Here is a 15,556-nt window from a genome sequence, read left to right as displayed (position 1 = left end):
TCCGGGCCGGCCTATCCCCAGAGACGCCGGAATTGGTAGCGCGGAGAAACGCATGGCTTCTGCAGCGGAACAATTGGCATCCAACCTCAATTTTTCGACCTTTGCCAAAGCCGAGGATTTGAAGAAGCGCCTGTGGTTCACACTGGCAGCTCTCCTCGTTTACAGGCTCGGCACCCATATTCCGCTTCCGGGCCTCAATCCCGAAGCCTATGCCCAGGCTTTCCGCGGCCAGTCAGGCGGCATTCTCGGCCTTTTCAATATGTTTTCGGGCGGCGCCGTGCAGCGCATGGCGATCTTCGCGCTCGGCATCATGCCCTATATCTCGGCTTCGATCATCGTGCAGCTCATGACGTCGGTCGTGCCGGCGCTCGAAAACCTCAAGAAAGAGGGTGAGCAGGGCCGCAAGATCATCAACCAGTATACCCGCTACGGCACGGTCATCCTCGGGGCGCTGCAGGCCTACGGCATTGCCGCTGGCCTTGAGAGCGGCCAGGGCCTCGTCGTCGAGCCGGGCTGGTTCTTCCGTGTTTCCACCGTTCTGACGCTGCTCGGCGGCACGATGTTCCTGATGTGGCTCGGCGAGCAGATCACCTCGCGCGGCATCGGCAACGGCATCTCTCTGATCATCTTCGCCGGCATCGCCGCCGGTCTTCCCACCGCTCTTGCGGGCACGCTCGAACTCGGCCGCACCGGCGCGCTGTCGACCCCGCTCATCCTGCTGGTCATCCTTGTCGCGATCATCGTCATCGCCGTCATCGTCTTCGTCGAGCGTGCGCAGCGCCGGCTGTTGATCCAGTATCCGAAGCGCCAGGTCGGCAACCGGATGTTCCAGGGCGATACCTCGCACCTGCCGCTGAAGCTCAACACTTCGGGCGTCATTCCGGCGATCTTCGCCTCGTCGCTGCTGCTGCTTCCGGCAACCGTCGCAGGCTTTGCCAGCACCACGGCAATGCCTTCCTGGGCAACGTCGATCGTCGCGGCCCTCGGCCATGGACAGCCGCTCTATATGGTGCTCTATGCGGCGCTGATCGCCTTCTTCGCCTTCTTCTACACGGCCATCGTCTTCAATCCGAAGGACACGGCCGACAATCTGAAGAAGCATGGCGGTTTCATTCCGGGCATCCGCCCGGGCGAGCGCACCGCCGAATATATCGACTACGTGCTGACCCGAATCACGGTGATCGGCGCAATCTATCTCGTCTTCGTCTGCATTCTCCCGGAGATCTTGGTGTCGCAAACCGGCATTCCATTATCCCTTGGTGGGACTTCGCTTTTGATCGTGGTTAGCGTAACTCTTGATACGGTTGCACAGATCCAGGGTCACCTGATCGCGCAGCAATACGAAGGCCTGATCAAGAAATCGAAGTTGCGTGGAGGAAAGAGGGGGCGATGAGACTTATCCTTTTAGGGCCGCCGGGCGCGGGTAAGGGAACCCAGGCCCAGCGGATCGTGGAAAAGCACGGCATTCCGCAGCTTTCCACGGGGGACATGCTGCGCGCAGCGGTCAATGCCGGCACGGATGTCGGCAAGCGCGCTAAGGCGGTGATGGATGCCGGCAAACTCGTCTCGGACGAGATCGTCATCGCCATCGTCTCCGAGCGAATCGATCAGCCCGATTGCGTCAACGGTTTCATTCTCGACGGCTTCCCGAGGACGCTCGTCCAGGCCGATGCCACCGAAGCGATGCTGCGGGCAAAGGGTCTCGGCCTTTCCGTCGTCATCGAATTCCGTGTCGACGACGACGAGCTGGTTCGCCGTGTCGCCGGTCGCTATTCCTGCGCACAGTGCGGCAGCGTCTATCACGATACCGACAAGGTTCCGGCCGCCGAAGGCGTGTGCGACAAGTGCGGTTCCACGCACTTCAAGCGCCGTCCTGACGACAACCCGGAGACCATGACGGCTCGGCTGCAGGTCTACTACAAGGAGACCTCGCCGCTGATCGGCTACTACCATGCCAAGGGCAAACTCAAGTCCGTGGACGGCATGGCGGAGATCGATCAGGTGACGGCCGAGGTCGAAAGCATTCTTTCCAAGCTTTAAGGCTTTGAAAATAAACTTGGCGGAACGGTTGCTTTTCAGCAGTGATTCCGCTAAACACCGCGCCAACTCGCGACATTCCATGCGATCGGCGCGGATTTCCCAGGGAAGTCCGGGTGCGGTCGTTTTGACATGTTACGGACGTAAATCTGAACGAGCGGTCCCAAAGACCGCATAACGAAGCCCACTTGCCGGATGGCAACTGGAATGCAAGGAGAACAGGCGTGGCACGTATCGCTGGCGTCAACATCCCGACTGCAAAGCGCGTTGTTATCGCGCTGACCTACATTCACGGGATCGGTCCGAAATTCGCACAGGAAATCGTCGAGAAGGTCGGTATCCCGGCTGAACGTCGTGTGCATCAGCTGACGGACGCCGAAGTCCTTCAGATCCGCGAAGCCATCGACCGCGACTATCAGGTCGAAGGCGATCTTCGTCGCGATACCGCGATGAACATCAAGCGCCTGATGGATCTCGGCTGCTACCGCGGCCTGCGTCATCGCCGCGGCCTTCCGGTCCGTGGTCAGCGCACGCATACCAATGCCCGCACCCGCAAGGGCCCGGCAAAGGCAATCGCTGGTAAGAAGAAGTAATTTCCGGGAAACCGGGGTGGGGAGGCTGGCGGTCTGCGCCGGCCTCTTTTGAGTTTGGAGCGGGACCATATAGGCGCCGTTCCGGTGTAGCCGCTGGCATTACGGCGGTGAAGAGATCAACGAAAGGAATACCATGGCTAAGGAAGCCGTCCGCGTTCGCCGTCGTGAGCGCAAGAACATCTCGTCGGGTGTCGCTCACGTCAACTCGACCTTCAACAACACGATGATCACCATCACCGATGCCCAGGGCAACGCGATCGCTTGGTCGTCGGCTGGCGCCAAGGGCTTCAAGGGCTCGCGCAAGTCGACCCCGTTCGCTGCCCAGATCGCTGCCGAAGACTGCGCCAAGAAGGCTCAGGAGCACGGTATGAAGTCGCTCGAAGTCGAAGTCTGCGGTCCGGGTTCGGGCCGTGAATCGGCTCTGCGCGCGCTCCAGGCTGCAGGTTTCATGATCACGTCCATCCGCGACGTGACCCCGATCCCGCACAATGGCTGCCGTCCGCGCAAGAAGCGCCGCGTCTGATCATCGCTCTCGTCACTGGTGAGCGCCTTGGCGCTCCCGGTGGTTTTCAAGCTCGGTTGCCACGATTGGATGGTGGCAACGAACGGAAGGCAAACTCATGATTCAGAAGAACTGGCAGGAACTGATCAAGCCGAACAAGGTGGAGTTCTCCTCGAGCTCGCGCACCAGGGCGACGCTTGTTGCCGAACCGCTGGAGCGCGGCTTCGGTCTCACCCTCGGCAATGCGCTTCGCCGCGTTCTGCTCTCCTCGCTGCGCGGCGCTGCCGTCACGGCGGTGCAGATCGATGGCGTGCTGCATGAATTCTCCTCGATTCCGGGCGTCCGCGAAGACGTGACGGACATCGTGCTCAACATCAAGGAAATCGCCATCAAGATGGATGGCGACGACGCAAAGCGCATGGTCGTGCGCAAGCAGGGCCCGGGCGTTGTCACGGCTGGCGACATCCAGACGGTCGGCGATATCGAAATCCTCAACCCCGAGCATGTCATCTGCACGCTCGACGAGGGCGCCGAGATCCGCATGGAGTTCACCGTCAACAACGGCAAGGGCTACGTTCCGGCTGAGCGCAATCGCGCGGAAGATGCTCCGATCGGTCTCATCCCGGTCGACAGCCTCTATTCGCCGGTCAAGAAGGTGTCCTACAAGGTAGAAAATACCCGCGAAGGACAGGTTCTCGACTACGACAAGCTGAACATGACCATCGAGACCGATGGCTCGATCACCGGTGAAGACGCCGTCGCATTCGCGGCGCGCATCCTCCAGGATCAGCTTGGCGTCTTCGTCAACTTCGACGAGCCGCAGAAGGAAACCGAAGAGGAAGCAGTCACCGAACTCGCTTTCAACCCGGCTCTCCTCAAGAAGGTGGACGAACTCGAACTGTCGGTCCGTTCGGCAAACTGCCTGAAGAACGACAACATCGTCTACATCGGCGACCTCATTCAGAAGACCGAAGCAGAAATGCTCCGCACCCCGAATTTTGGTCGCAAGTCGCTGAACGAAATCAAGGAAGTTCTCGCTTCCATGGGCCTGCACCTCGGCATGGAAGTGCCGGCATGGCCGCCCGAGAACATCGAAGATCTCGCCAAGCGTTACGAAGACCAGTACTGAGCGGCGTGAGGAAAAGTGTGAAGCGGTTTTTCGCCCGCACGCCGATCGCAAGAACATAACAAAAGGCAGGCTCTTTCGGCTGCCTTTCCCCGTCAAACAGCAGGCCGATCGCCTGCATGTGCCAGGAAACGGCAGGCCCACTTAGCGTAAGGGCACCTGCATTAAAGGAGAATAGCAATGCGCCATGGTAAAGCCGGCCGCAAGCTGAATAGAACTGCAAGCCACCGCAAGGCGATGTTCGCCAACATGGCGGCTTCGCTGATTACCCACGAGCAGATCGTCACGACCCTGCCGAAGGCCAAGGAAATCCGCCCGATCGTCGAAAAGCTCGTCACGCTCGGCAAGCGCGGCGACCTGCATGCTCGCCGCCAGGCGATCTCGCAGATCCGCGACGCCGCTGTCGTTTCGAAGCTGTTCGACACGATCGCAACGCGTTACGCCACCCGCAACGGCGGTTACCTGCGCATCATGAAGGCCGGCTTCCGCCAGGGCGACAATGCCGCCATGGCCGTTGTCGAATTCGTTGACCGTGACACCTTCGCCAAGGGCGCAGCCGACAAGGCCCGCGTCGCTGCCGAAGAGCAGGCCGTCGCCGCTTAATCTTCCGCTCCGTCGGAAACAAAACAGCCGGGCTCACAAAGCCCGGCTGTTTTTGTTTGTGCATCGGTCGTGGACGAACGTGGAAGCTGCGACGACAGGCAGCACCTCGCCGGATAATTGGATATCTCCGCCTCAGCACTCCAATGGTCGATCTCTGTAGGACAGATTCTATTGCTCGAATTCATTCAGATGCGCACGCAAGCGCAGTTCCTTCGCCTCGCGGCCCTGCTTGTGGTAATCGTGCTCGGACTGGCGCTCAGGCGTTTCGGCTACGCGATCGACCTGCCCTTCATCGTCGTCAAATATGGCGGGTCGGCGCTGTGGGCCGCGATGGTCTATCTGCTCGTGGCGCTCTTTGTCGCAAGGGCCCGACCGGCAATCATCGCCGTCATGGCGCTGTTCATCGCGATCGCAGTGGAGCTGTTCCGGCTCTACCACACGCCCTGGCTCGACGCATTTCGGCTGACGACAGCAGGCGCGCTGCTGCTCGGCCGAATATTTTCGCTCTGGAACATGCTGGCTTATGCGATCGGGATCGCCGCGGCCTGCGCCTGCGATCCCGCGCGTCGCGCTGCGTTTGGCCGTCGCCGGTAGTCTAAAGCATGTCGCGCAAAAGTGTGCAGCGGTTTTCCCAGGCAAAGCGCGAAGCGCTTTTGCCGCAACGACATGCGTAAAACAAATACCTAAAGCGCGAGGAGCGAATCTGAAAGATCGCGACGCGCTTTAAGGTCTCACGAAGCCGACGCCATGGCGCGATTGCGCGTCCGGCCCTGGCCCTTTTTCCGGTTGCGGGCAATCGGCCGCCAGGAGCGGTAGAGGATGAGCGCGATGATCAGCCCGACATAGATATATTGCTCGAGATCGAGGATCTTGGTCGAGAGCGCGAAGTGCAGCGCTCCGCAGGCGGCGACAATGTAGACGAGCCGGTGCAGCCAGATCCAGTTCTTGCCGAGGCGGCGGATCGAGACATTATTGGATGTCACCGCCAGCGGAATGAGCATCGCAAGCCCGGCCATGCCGAACATGATAAAGGGGCGCTTCAGCACGTCATTGACGACGGCGTGGATATCCATCGCCTGGTCGAGCACCATGTAGACGGTAAAATGCATCAGCGCGTAGTAGAACGTCAGCAAGCCCAGCGCGCGGCGATAACGCAGATAATTCCAGCCGAGGAGCTCGCGGGCCGGGGAGACGGCAAGCGTTGCCATCAGGAAACGGATCGTCCAGATGCCGAGGAAGAGCTCGAAGGTCTTGACCGGATCGGCGCCGAGCTGATCGGTCGCGCCGAGATAGAAGGTCCAGGCCGCCGGCACGAGGCCTGCCACATAAAGCAGCCAGACGGAGGCCGGCTGCCAGCGCTTCGGGATGGCGAGCGACAATTCCGCCATCAGAAATTCGCCTTCAGATCCATGCCAGCATAGAGGCTCGCCACCTCGTCGGCATAGCCGTTGAAGGGCAGGGTGGGATGGCGGCTCGCGCCGAAGAAGCCGCTTTCGCCGATGCGCCGTTCGCTCGCCTGGCTCCAGCGCGGGTGGTCGACTTCCGGATTGACGTTGGCGTAGAAGCCGTACTCCTGCGGATTGGTCACCTGCCAGGTGTTCTTCGGCTGCTGGTCGGTAAGCGTGATCCTGACGATCGATTTGATGCCCTTGAAGCCGTATTTCCACGGCACGACAAGACGGATCGGCGCGCCGTTCTGGTTCGGCAGTGTCTCGCCATAAAGCCCGACGGCAAGCAGCGTCAGCGGATGGCGCGCCTCGTCGAGGCGCAAACCTTCGACATAGGGCCAGTCGAGCGACTGAAAGAAGCCCTTCTGTCCCGGCATCTCGTCCGGCCGCACGACGGTTTCGAAGGCGACATATTTGGCGCTGCCGAGCGGCTCCACCTTGTCGAGCAGCGATGCCAGCGGAAAGCCGTCCCAGGGAATGACCATCGACCAGGCTTCGACACAGCGCATGCGATAGGTGCGCTCCTCGATCGGGAATTCCTTCATCAGCGCCTCGAGGTCGAAGGTGCCTGGTTTGTTGACCATGCCGTCGACCTTGATCGTCCAGGGCAGCGGCTTGAAATCGCCGGAATTGGCTGCGGGATCGGCCTTGTCGAGGCCGAATTCATAGAAATTGTTGTACGTGGTCACGTCCTTGAGCGGCGTCGGCTTCTCGTCGACCTTGTACTTGCTCCCGATAGCGGAAAGCGCGGCAGCGCTCGCCTTGCCGGCGCCGTAGAGCGCCATGGCGCCAAGAGCCGCTGCGCCCAGGAATTCACGCCGGCGCACATAGATCTGGCGCGGCGTGATCTCCGACGACGCGATCTTCGGGGGGCGATAGCTTGGCATGACGAAAAACCTCCAGGGCGGATTTCCCGAATATAGTCTCTAAACGAACCGCCCGCATATTCGGATTAGTGTCTAAGCCTTGAATATTGCTGACGGGAAGCCAACTTTTTGTGTTCGGCTGTGATGGAATAGGCTGTAACCGAACCGCGCGCCGAACCGTATATCATCCATGGCGCTCAAGGCGCTCCGTCCGCAGCGTACCGGATTTGACCTTGCCGGTAGTGACAGCCCCCGTCGATTGGATTAGGACAATTCCAAAAGGCAGCGTTCGCCCGGCCCGCAGGCTTCATGCCGCTTCGCTTCGCCTGATCATTTCCGACACGTCGAGGAAGACACCGATGCCAGCTTACCGTTCGAGAACCACGACCCACGGCCGCAACATGGCAGGCGCGCGCGGCCTTTGGCGCGCCACGGGCATGAAGGATTCGGATTTCGGCAAGCCGATCATCGCGGTGGTGAATTCCTTCACCCAGTTCGTGCCTGGCCACGTGCACCTGAAGGATCTCGGTCAGCTCGTCGCCCGCGAAATCGAGGCGGCCGGCGGGGTCGCCAAGGAGTTCAACACGATCGCCGTCGACGACGGCATCGCGATGGGCCATGACGGCATGCTCTATTCGCTGCCCTCGCGCGAGCTGATCGCCGACAGCGTCGAATACATGGTCAATGCCCATTGCGCCGACGCCATGGTCTGCATCTCCAACTGCGACAAGATCACGCCCGGCATGCTGATGGCGTCGTTGCGCCTCAACATACCCACCGTCTTCGTCTCCGGCGGTCCGATGGAAGCGGGCAAGGTCGTGCTGCACGGCAAGACCCATGCACTCGACCTCGTCGATGCCATGGTCGCCGCAGCCGATGAAAAGATCAGCGACGAGGACGTCCAGACCATCGAGCGCTCGGCCTGTCCGACCTGCGGCTCCTGCTCCGGCATGTTCACCGCCAATTCGATGAACTGCCTGACTGAGGCGCTCGGCCTGTCGCTGCCCGGCAACGGCTCGACGCTCGCCACCCATGCCGACCGCAAGCGCCTCTTCGTCGAGGCCGGCCATCTGATCGTCGATCTCGCCCGCCGTTACTATGAGCAGGACGATATCAAGGCGCTGCCGCGCACGATCGCCTCCAAGCAGGCCTTCGAGAATGCCATGGCGCTCGACATCGCCATGGGCGGCTCGACCAATACGGTCCTGCACATCCTTGCCGCCGCCCATGAAGGCGAGATCGATTTCACCATGGCCGATATCGACGCGCTTTCGCGCCGGGTGCCCTGCCTGTCGAAGGTCGCACCCGCCAAGAGCGATGTGCATATGGAAGACGTGCACCGCGCCGGCGGCATCATGTCGATCCTCGGCGAACTCGACAAGGGCGGTCTCTTGAACCGCGATTGCCCGACCGTGCATGCCGAGACCCTGGGCGATGCGATCGACCGCTGGGACATTACCCGCACCAACAGCGACACCGTCCGCAATTTCTATCGCGCCGCGCCCGGCGGCATCCCGACCCAGGTCGCCTTCAGCCAGGAGGCCCGCTGGGACGAACTGGACACCGACCGCCAGAACGGCGTGATCCGCTCGGTCGAACATCCTTTCTCCAAGGATGGCGGCCTTGCCGTGCTCAAGGGCAACCTTGCGGTCGACGGCTGCATCGTCAAGACCGCCGGCGTCGATGAATCCATCCTGAAATTCTCAGGTCCGGCCCGCGTCTTCGAAAGCCAGGATGCCTCGGTCAAGGCGATCCTCGCCAACGAGGTCAAGGCGGGAGACGTCGTGGTCATTCGCTATGAAGGCCCGAAGGGCGGCCCCGGCATGCAGGAAATGCTTTATCCGACGAGCTATCTGAAATCGAAGGGCCTCGGCAAGGCCTGCGCGCTGATCACCGACGGCCGCTTCTCCGGCGGCACCTCGGGCCTCTCGATCGGCCACGCGTCGCCGGAAGCAGCCAATGGCGGCACGATCGGCCTGGTGCGCGAAGGCGACATGATCGACATCGACATCCCGAACCGCACGATCAGCCTGCGCGTCGACGAGGCCGAACTTGCCGCCCGCCGCGCCGATCAGGACGCCAAGGGCTGGCATCCCACAGAAGTGCGCAAGCGCAACGTCACGACGGCGCTGAAGGCTTACGCTGCCTTCGCCACGAGCGCCGACCGTGGTGCCGTGCGCGATCTGAACGCCCGCTGACCCACCTATCAGACCTGCTGATTAAAAGTCAGCTACTCAAGACCGGTCGCTTTCAAAGCGGCCGGTTGATGTTTTTATAGGTCTCGCCGAGCTGTTTCAGCCGCTCCTCATAGGCAGCCTTGATACAGGCGGCATCCGCCGCGCATTCCTGCCGTTTCTTCAGCCAGGCGGTCTGCTCGTCCTGCAATGTTCCGCGTGAGCCCATCGCCAGCAGACCGGACAGCAGCTCGAAGGTCGTCACCATCTTCACGTCGGCATCGTTGAGCGCGCGATTGTCGCAGATCGCCTTTTCATCAGGCTTCAATTCCTTCGCATCGCAGTCGAAGCTCGCCGCCTGCGCCATATCCGATGCGAAGATCGAAATCGCAAAACCAAAACCCATCATCATCGCTCTTGCCGTCATCATTCCATGTCCCTTTTGCTCCTGGTCAGCCCAGTTTGCGCAATGCCAGAGCCAGGAAGATGATGCAGGCAAACCAGACGGCAAGGATGAAGATCAGCCCGGCCCGGCCGGAAGGACGCTCAATGCGTCTTGCCGCTTCATCGCGCAGCGCGCTCATCACCTCAGCCGGGATAAGCCGCGTCGCCAGCAGAATGCCGAGCGGCACGATCAGGAGATCGTCGAGATAGCCGAGCACCGGAATGAAATCGGGGATGAGATCGATGGGTGACAGCGCATAGGCCGCAACGGCGCCGGCCACCGCTTTCGCATGCCAGGGCACCCGCGGATCCCGGGCGGCAAGCCACAGGGCGACGATGTCACGCTTCAGTGACTTCGCCCAGGTTTTGGCTTTTGATATCAGTCGCATGGCCGCTCTTCCTGAATCGAATTCGCAAAGACTTCCAGCGAAGTCTTGCGGGCACATATCTGCCTTATTCTTCCATGCTTCCGCCCTCTTTCCTTTCTAGCGTTGGGCCGCAGAACAAGATGATTTTGGGTCGGTTCGGCCTGAAATCTGAATGCTGTTCGCATTAAATAGTTAGAGCACGATGTCGTCTGAAAACCGCTCACACTTTTCGGCATCATGCTCTAAAACGATCCACAAGAGGATTCAAAAGGAATACCCATGCAAGGCCTGTTCAAGCGCGCCTCCGTCTCGCTACTCGCTCTCATGCTCGTTCTGCCGGCTGCGGCCAATGCGCAGACCGCAAAGACCGTGCCCGAGAGCCAGATGCAGATGCAGCTCTCTTTCGCGCCGCTCGTCAAACAGACGTCGGGCGCCGTCGTCAATGTCTATGCGGAAAAGACCGTCCGGCGGCAGTCGCCCTTTGCCGGCGATCCCTTCTTCGAGCAGTTCTTCGGCCAGCAGATGCCGAATCGCTCGGAGAAGCAGTCCTCGCTCGGTTCCGGCGTCATCGTCGAGGCGAACGGCACTGTCGTCACCAACAATCACGTCGTCGAAGGCGCCGACGACATCAAGGTTGCGCTGCCGGATGGACGCGAATTCCCCTGCAAGGTGGTGCTGCGCGACGATCGTGTCGATCTTGCCGTGCTGAAGATCGACACCAAGGAAAGTTTTCCGACATTGCCGATCGGCAATTCGGATGCGGTCGAGGTCGGAGATCTCGTGCTGGCGATCGGCAATCCCTTCGGCGTCGGCCAGACGGTGACGAGCGGCATCGTCTCAGCACTCGCCCGCAACCAGGTGGTCAGGAACGAGTTCGGCTTCTTCATCCAAACCGACGCCTCGATCAATCCCGGCAATTCCGGCGGCGCCCTGATGAACATGAAAGGCGAGCTGATCGGCATCAACACCGCGATCTTCTCGCGCGGCGGCGGCTCGAACGGCATCGGCTTCGCCATTCCCGCCAATCTGGTCAAGGTCTTCCTCGCTTCGGCCGATGCCGGCGTCAAATCCTTCGAGCGGCCCTATGTCGGCGCGAGCTTCGATGCCGTGACCTCCGAAGTCGCTGAGGCGCTGGGGCTGAACAAGGTTCGCGGCGCGCTCGTCGTCAAGGTTTCGGAAGGCGGCCCGGCCGCCAAGGCCGGGCTGAAGGCCGGCGAAATCGTCACCGCCGTCGACGGTATTTCGGTCGAACATCCGGATGCGCTGCTTTACCGGCTGACGACGGCCGGTCTCGGCAAGTCGGTCAAGCTCACCGTCGTCGAGAACGGCCGCGAGGAGCAGTTGCCACTGACGCTCGATCGCGCCCCGGAAACTTCGCCGCGCGACCAGCGCACCATCGGCGGGCGCACTCCCTTCAGCGGCGCTGTCGTCGAGAACCTGTCGCCGCGGGTCGCCGACGAGTTGCGCATGCCGCCGGAATCGGCGGGCGTCGTCGTCTCCGAGGTGAAGGAGGATTCACCGGCCGCCCGTCTCGGCTTCGAGCCGAAGGATATCATCGTCTCGATCAACGGCACCGATGTGAAGACCACCAGCGATTTGTCCGAAATCGCCGAGAGCGACCCCGGCCTTTGGCGGGTGGAGATCGAGCGCGACGGTCAGCGCATCCGGCAGTTCTTCCGATGAGCAATGATCTCTTCGCGCCGCGCGTTCCGGAGGAGGTCGCCGCCAGGCGGCCGCTTGCCGACCGGCTGCGGCCGAAGACGCTTGCCGATGTCACCGGTCAGGAACATCTGACCGGTGAAGACGGCGTGCTGAAACGGATGATCGAAAGCGGTTCGCTCGGTTCGATGATTTTCTGGGGCCCGCCCGGCACCGGCAAGACGACGGTCGCACGGCTGCTTTCGGGCGAGGCGGGGCTGGCTTTCGAGCAGATTTCGGCGATTTTCTCAGGGGTCGCCGACCTGAAGAAGGTGTTCGAAACTGCCCGCCTGCGGCGCATGGACGGCCGTCAGACGCTGCTCTTCGTCGACGAGATCCACCGCTTCAACCGCGCCCAGCAGGACAGTTTCCTGCCCGTCATGGAGGACGGCACCGTCATCCTGGTCGGCGCCACCACCGAAAACCCGTCCTTCGAGCTCAACGCCGCTCTGCTGTCGCGCGCCCGCGTGCTGACCTTCAAGTCGCATGACGAGGAGAGCCTTGAGGAATTGCTGAAGCGCGCCGAGGCGATCGAGCAGAAGCCGCTGCCGCTGACGGAGGAAGCGCGCGTCAGCCTGATCCGCATGGCCGATGGCGACGGCCGCGCGGTGCTCACACTTGCCGAAGAGGTCTGGCGGGCCGCGCGCGAGGGCGAGAGTTTCGATACCGAAGGCCTGACGCGTATCGTCCAGCGCCGCGCCCCGGTCTATGACAAGGCGCAGGATGGCCACTACAATCTGATCTCGGCGCTGCATAAATCCGTGCGCGGCTCGGACCCGGATGCCGCCCTTTATTATCTCACCCGCATGTTCGATGCCGGCGAGGATCCGCTCTATCTCGGCCGGCGGCTGGTGCGCATGGCGGTGGAGGATATCGGCCTTGCCGATCCGCAGGCGCTGGTGATCTGCAACGCCGCCAAGGATGCCTATGAGTATCTCGGCTCGCCGGAGGGAGAGCTGGCGCTCGCCCAAGCCTGCGTCTATCTCGCCACCGCGCCGAAATCGAATGCCGTCTACACCGCCTTCAAAGCCGCAAGCCAGGCCGCCAAGCAGAACGGCTCGCTGCTGCCGCCAAAGCATATTCTCAATGCGCCGACCAAGCTGATGAAGGGCGAGGGTTACGGCGAGGGCTACCGCTACGACCATGACGAGCCGGATGCCTTTTCCGGCCAGGATTATTTCCCGGAGAAAATGGGCCGCCAGACCTTCTACGATCCGCCGGAGCGCGGCTTCGAGCGCGATATCCGCAAGCGGCTGGAATGGTGGGACAAACTGCGCAAGGAGCGCAAGCCGCGCTGATGCATCTGAACCTGTTCGGTTGGTGAACGGCGCTCAGCCGCCAAGCGCGATCGCTATTGCAACCAGAAGCAAGCCGAGACAAGTCATTGTCATGCCTGCATAAACAGGCCTCCCTCCTGAAAACCTCGCCCATGCATAGCCCGTCACGAACAGCAGCGTGATGAGAAACAGGTTGCTGGTCCTCAGGGCAAGGTGCGCATCGTCAATGAAAAAGAAAGGGATCACTGCCGGAATGGCGGTGGCAGAGACCAGAACGAAGACCGCGATTGCGGCGAACAGATCACCTTTCGGGAGGGACGCCTTCACAGGATCGCCCCGGCATGCGAGCGTCGGGAGCGTTCGATAGAGTGCGTCCGCGTCAGCGCCCCTTGCAGAGAACGGTGCCTCCGCTATCGGGAATTCGTTCGCAAGCACCGTCAGCGCCGCGGATTCAGTTCTGGCGGTTTTGATTTGCCGAAAAAGGCGCCGCCGTCTGCTTTTGTAAAACGTCGTACCCAGGAAGAACAAGACGGCGTCAATGATCCCCCAAGCGACGTTGCAGCCGATCGTCGCGACGATCAGATCGTGGATATCTAACCCTTCCCTTTCAAAAACCAGCCTCGAACCGACCGTCAGCGTCAGCGCCATAATCAATCCGAAAAGGACTTCGCCGAGCGCATCGCCAGGATCAATGATATTGGTGAGGCGACCGATCGGTATCGAAGTCATGGACCGCTTCCCATGTGATGAAGACCCTAGTGGCGTCGCGGCGTGGTCTTGATCTTGCGGCCGTCACTGTGATCGACATTGCAGCCTGATTCATTGATCGTGATCAAAGAACAGCGCGATCGGACGTGTCCAGGGAGCGCGTCGGCGCTACCGCGACGCTTCCCGGAGAGACGCGCGGTGCTGTAAAGCTCAGGAGGCGCGCGGCGTCTTCTGATTTGGCGGCGCGGCGATCACCTTGACGGAAGAGTCCGCCAGCCCGTGATGGCCTTCCATATCGACGACGACGTGCCAGTGGCCGCTTTCCGGAACGGCGATCTTGATCGGCGATTTGCGTGCCACGCCACCGATATATTTGAAATCGAGAACCTCGGTGAAGCGCTGGAAATTCGGCGCCGTCATCAGCCGGACATTGTTCACCGCATTCAACGACACCTCGATGATCGTTCCGGCGCGTTGTTCTTTAAGATCGTAATGGGTGAAGCGGAAATTCGGTTTCGGCATCGGTCTCGTGGTGTCTGAAGTCTCTGCGACGAGATTTTACCAGCATGCCGGTTAAGGAAAAGTTGGATATCGGTCGCAAAGCCTGATCGGAGAAATTCCGAAGCGCGGTGTCGGAAAAGCCCGGCCGCCGCCGTCCTTGCGGTATCGACGCAAAAACGGAGCAAGGACATGTCGAAGATGAGGCTGATTTCGATGATTGCAACCGCTGCCGCATTCCTGGCCGCGCCCGACATGGCAGGCGCCGGCGGTGCGCCGGCGAGCGAGGATAAGGCGGTCGCGCCGATCGTCAGGAAGGGAAGCCTGCCGGTCAACGGCATCGACTATTATTACGAAATCCGCGGGGACGGCGAACCGCTGCTGTTGCTGCACGGCGGTCTCGGACAGATCGAGATGTTCGCACCGGTCATGCCCGTTTTCACCGACCACCGCCAGGTGATCGCCGTCGATCTGCAGGGCCATGGCCGCACGCCGCTCGGCAATCGGCCGATCGATCTTGCGGCAATCGGCGCCGATCTTGCGGTCCTGGTGAAGCAGCTCGGATACGACAAGCTCGACGTCTTCGGCTATTCCTTCGGCGGCGGCGTGGCGCTGAACATGGCGGCGAACGCGCCCGACCAGGTGCGCCGCCTGGTGATTGTGTCGGCGCCCTATGCGCAGAACGGCTTTTTCCCGGAGATGCTGCCGCAGCAGGCTGCCGTCGGCGCCGGCATGGCCGAGATGATGAAGGACACGCCGATGTTCCTCTCCTACAAGGCGGTGGCGCCCGACGTGTCTGAATTTCCGAAGCTGCTGGACGCCATGGGTGCGCTGATGCGCGAACCCAAGGATTATGGCGATGCCGTCGCCAAGCTCACCATGCCGGTGATGCTGATCTACGGCGATGCCGACATGATCCGCCCCGAGCATATGGTCGATTTCTATCACAAGCTCGGCGGCGGCCTGCGCGACGCCGGCTGGATGCGGGAGAATATGTCGACGAATCGGCTGGCGATCCTGCCCGATCTCACGCACTACGAGACCTTCGCTTCGCCACTGGTGGCTAATGTGGCGATGACTTTCCTCGACGGCGGCGGCAAGGCGCCGAACTGGGCCGAGCAGGTCGGCAAATGAAGTGAGCAGTCGTCCTTCTGGGCACGAGCGAACCTGCGCCGCACCCGGATATCCGGAAAGCGGCGCAGGCATAGTCTTGC

Annotated in this window: 17 protein-coding genes; 11 read left to right on the top strand and 6 right to left on the bottom strand. The window is 61.4% G+C overall.

The window, feature by feature from the left end; genetic code table 11:
• Window positions 1–52 precede the first annotated feature (52 nt).
• From secY to ATY75_RS19180, 7 genes are all read left to right on the top strand, one after another.
• Entirely contained in the window at window positions 53–1,393 is a 1,341-nt protein-coding gene (gene secY, locus ATY75_RS19210; protein WP_064838114.1) for a preprotein translocase subunit SecY, read from the top strand.
• A complete protein-coding gene (locus ATY75_RS19205) occupies window positions 1,390–2,040 on the top strand; it encodes an adenylate kinase (protein WP_088938789.1) in 651 nt (216 codons plus the stop codon). Before secY ends, ATY75_RS19205 begins: the two co-directional genes overlap by 4 nt.
• Window positions 2,041–2,261: 221 nt before the next feature.
• Window positions 2,262–2,630 carry a 30S ribosomal protein S13 gene (rpsM, locus tag ATY75_RS19200; protein ID WP_003573772.1) on the top strand — a complete coding sequence of 123 codons (369 nt, stop codon included), beginning with the start codon at window positions 2,262–2,264 and terminating at the stop codon, window positions 2,628–2,630.
• 133 nt (window positions 2,631–2,763) lie between these two features.
• Entirely contained in the window at window positions 2,764–3,153 is a 390-nt protein-coding gene (gene rpsK / locus ATY75_RS19195; protein ID WP_003547577.1) for a 30S ribosomal protein S11, read from the top strand.
• A gap of 97 nt (window positions 3,154–3,250) precedes the next feature.
• Entirely contained in the window at window positions 3,251–4,261 is a 1,011-nt protein-coding gene (locus ATY75_RS19190; RefSeq protein ID WP_003547579.1) for a DNA-directed RNA polymerase subunit alpha, read from the top strand.
• A 177-nt stretch (window positions 4,262–4,438) separates the two neighbouring features.
• Window positions 4,439–4,861, top strand: coding sequence for a 50S ribosomal protein L17 (rplQ, locus tag ATY75_RS19185; RefSeq protein ID WP_003573769.1), 423 nt, complete (start codon window positions 4,439–4,441; stop codon window positions 4,859–4,861).
• A gap of 171 nt (window positions 4,862–5,032) precedes the next feature.
• Complete coding sequence (locus tag ATY75_RS19180; RefSeq protein WP_088938788.1) at window positions 5,033–5,455, top strand: DUF2809 domain-containing protein; 423 nt, start codon at window positions 5,033–5,035, stop codon at window positions 5,453–5,455.
• A gap of 137 nt (window positions 5,456–5,592) precedes the next feature.
• Here ATY75_RS19180 and msrQ read toward each other — a convergent pair whose 3' ends face one another.
• Together msrQ and msrP are read right to left on the bottom strand one after the other, a co-directional pair.
• Window positions 5,593–6,249: a protein-methionine-sulfoxide reductase heme-binding subunit MsrQ gene (gene msrQ, locus ATY75_RS19175; protein ID WP_088938787.1), complete on the bottom strand. Its 657-nt coding sequence runs from the start codon at window positions 6,247–6,249 to the stop codon at window positions 5,593–5,595.
• A complete protein-coding gene (msrP, locus tag ATY75_RS19170; RefSeq protein ID WP_088938786.1) occupies window positions 6,249–7,196 on the bottom strand; it encodes a protein-methionine-sulfoxide reductase catalytic subunit MsrP in 948 nt (315 codons plus the stop codon). Before msrP ends, msrQ begins: the two co-directional genes overlap by 1 nt.
• 338 nt (window positions 7,197–7,534) lie before the next feature.
• On the opposite strand from msrP, the gene ilvD reads away from it, so the two are divergent.
• Entirely contained in the window at window positions 7,535–9,373 is a 1,839-nt protein-coding gene (gene ilvD / locus ATY75_RS19165; RefSeq protein ID WP_088938785.1) for a dihydroxy-acid dehydratase, read from the top strand.
• 52 nt (window positions 9,374–9,425) lie between these two features.
• Here the strand turns inward: ilvD and ATY75_RS19160 are convergent, their stop codons facing one another.
• Together ATY75_RS19160 and ATY75_RS19155 are read right to left on the bottom strand one after the other, a co-directional pair.
• Window positions 9,426–9,779, bottom strand: coding sequence for a lysozyme inhibitor LprI family protein (locus ATY75_RS19160; RefSeq protein WP_064838120.1), 354 nt, complete (start codon window positions 9,777–9,779; stop codon window positions 9,426–9,428).
• 22 nt (window positions 9,780–9,801) lie between these two features.
• A complete protein-coding gene (locus ATY75_RS19155) occupies window positions 9,802–10,182 on the bottom strand; it encodes a YkvA family protein (RefSeq protein WP_088938784.1) in 381 nt (126 codons plus the stop codon).
• Between the two features lie 258 nt (window positions 10,183–10,440).
• On the opposite strand from ATY75_RS19155, the gene ATY75_RS19150 reads away from it, so the two are divergent.
• Together ATY75_RS19150 and ATY75_RS19145 are read left to right on the top strand one after the other, a co-directional pair.
• Window positions 10,441–11,844 (top strand): DegQ family serine endoprotease, encoded by a 1,404-nt coding sequence (locus ATY75_RS19150; RefSeq protein WP_088938783.1) that lies wholly within the window; start codon window positions 10,441–10,443, stop codon window positions 11,842–11,844.
• Window positions 11,841–13,157: a replication-associated recombination protein A gene (locus ATY75_RS19145; RefSeq protein WP_088938782.1), complete on the top strand. Its 1,317-nt coding sequence runs from the start codon at window positions 11,841–11,843 to the stop codon at window positions 13,155–13,157. The genes ATY75_RS19150 and ATY75_RS19145 overlap by 4 nt, the downstream gene beginning before the upstream one ends.
• A gap of 33 nt (window positions 13,158–13,190) precedes the next feature.
• Here ATY75_RS19145 and ATY75_RS19140 read toward each other — a convergent pair whose 3' ends face one another.
• Together ATY75_RS19140 and ATY75_RS19135 are read right to left on the bottom strand one after the other, a co-directional pair.
• Window positions 13,191–13,865, bottom strand: a complete 675-nt coding sequence (locus ATY75_RS19140; RefSeq protein ID WP_088938781.1) for a VIT1/CCC1 transporter family protein — start codon at window positions 13,863–13,865, stop codon at window positions 13,191–13,193.
• A 189-nt stretch (window positions 13,866–14,054) separates the two neighbouring features.
• Entirely contained in the window at window positions 14,055–14,366 is a 312-nt protein-coding gene (locus ATY75_RS19135) for a DUF1883 domain-containing protein (protein ID WP_049734110.1), read from the bottom strand.
• Between the two features lie 168 nt (window positions 14,367–14,534).
• On the opposite strand from ATY75_RS19135, the gene ATY75_RS19130 reads away from it, so the two are divergent.
• Window positions 14,535–15,476 carry an alpha/beta fold hydrolase gene (locus ATY75_RS19130; protein ID WP_088938780.1) on the top strand — a complete coding sequence of 314 codons (942 nt, stop codon included), beginning with the start codon at window positions 14,535–14,537 and terminating at the stop codon, window positions 15,474–15,476.
• Window positions 15,477–15,556: the final 80 nt, after the last annotated feature.

Origin of the sequence: Rhizobium sp. N122 (genome assembly GCF_002211295.1) — a bacterium.
Classification (GTDB): domain Bacteria; phylum Pseudomonadota; class Alphaproteobacteria; order Rhizobiales; family Rhizobiaceae; genus Rhizobium.
Note: the sequence above shows the minus strand (reverse complement) of the source record. Positions and strands in the feature narration are given on the sequence as shown.

Bases quoted from the DNA above. Each gene is read 5' to 3' on its own strand.
- secY (WP_064838114.1), top strand. From the start codon at position 53: ATGGCTTCTGCAGCGGAACAATTGGCATCCAACCTCAATTTTTCGACC.
- ATY75_RS19205 (WP_088938789.1), top strand. From the start codon at position 1,390: ATGAGACTTATCCTTTTAGGGCCGCCGGGCGCGGGTAAGGGAACCCAG.
- rpsK (WP_003547577.1), top strand. From the start codon at position 2,764: ATGGCTAAGGAAGCCGTCCGCGTTCGCCGTCGTGAGCGCAAGAACATC.
- ATY75_RS19190 (WP_003547579.1), top strand. From the start codon at position 3,251: ATGATTCAGAAGAACTGGCAGGAACTGATCAAGCCGAACAAGGTGGAG.
- rplQ (WP_003573769.1), top strand. From the start codon at position 4,439: ATGCGCCATGGTAAAGCCGGCCGCAAGCTGAATAGAACTGCAAGCCAC.
- msrQ (WP_088938787.1), bottom strand. From the start codon at position 6,249: ATGGCGGAATTGTCGCTCGCCATCCCGAAGCGCTGGCAGCCGGCCTCC.
- msrP (WP_088938786.1), bottom strand. From the start codon at position 7,196: ATGCCAAGCTATCGCCCCCCGAAGATCGCGTCGTCGGAGATCACGCCG.
- ilvD (WP_088938785.1), top strand. From the start codon at position 7,535: ATGCCAGCTTACCGTTCGAGAACCACGACCCACGGCCGCAACATGGCA.
- ATY75_RS19160 (WP_064838120.1), bottom strand. From the start codon at position 9,779: ATGATGACGGCAAGAGCGATGATGATGGGTTTTGGTTTTGCGATTTCG.
- ATY75_RS19155 (WP_088938784.1), bottom strand. From the start codon at position 10,182: ATGCGACTGATATCAAAAGCCAAAACCTGGGCGAAGTCACTGAAGCGT.
- ATY75_RS19150 (WP_088938783.1), top strand. From the start codon at position 10,441: ATGCAAGGCCTGTTCAAGCGCGCCTCCGTCTCGCTACTCGCTCTCATG.
- ATY75_RS19145 (WP_088938782.1), top strand. From the start codon at position 11,841: ATGAGCAATGATCTCTTCGCGCCGCGCGTTCCGGAGGAGGTCGCCGCC.
- ATY75_RS19140 (WP_088938781.1), bottom strand. From the start codon at position 13,865: ATGACTTCGATACCGATCGGTCGCCTCACCAATATCATTGATCCTGGC.
- ATY75_RS19135 (WP_049734110.1), bottom strand. From the start codon at position 14,366: ATGCCGAAACCGAATTTCCGCTTCACCCATTACGATCTTAAAGAACAA.
- ATY75_RS19130 (WP_088938780.1), top strand. From the start codon at position 14,535: ATGTCGAAGATGAGGCTGATTTCGATGATTGCAACCGCTGCCGCATTC.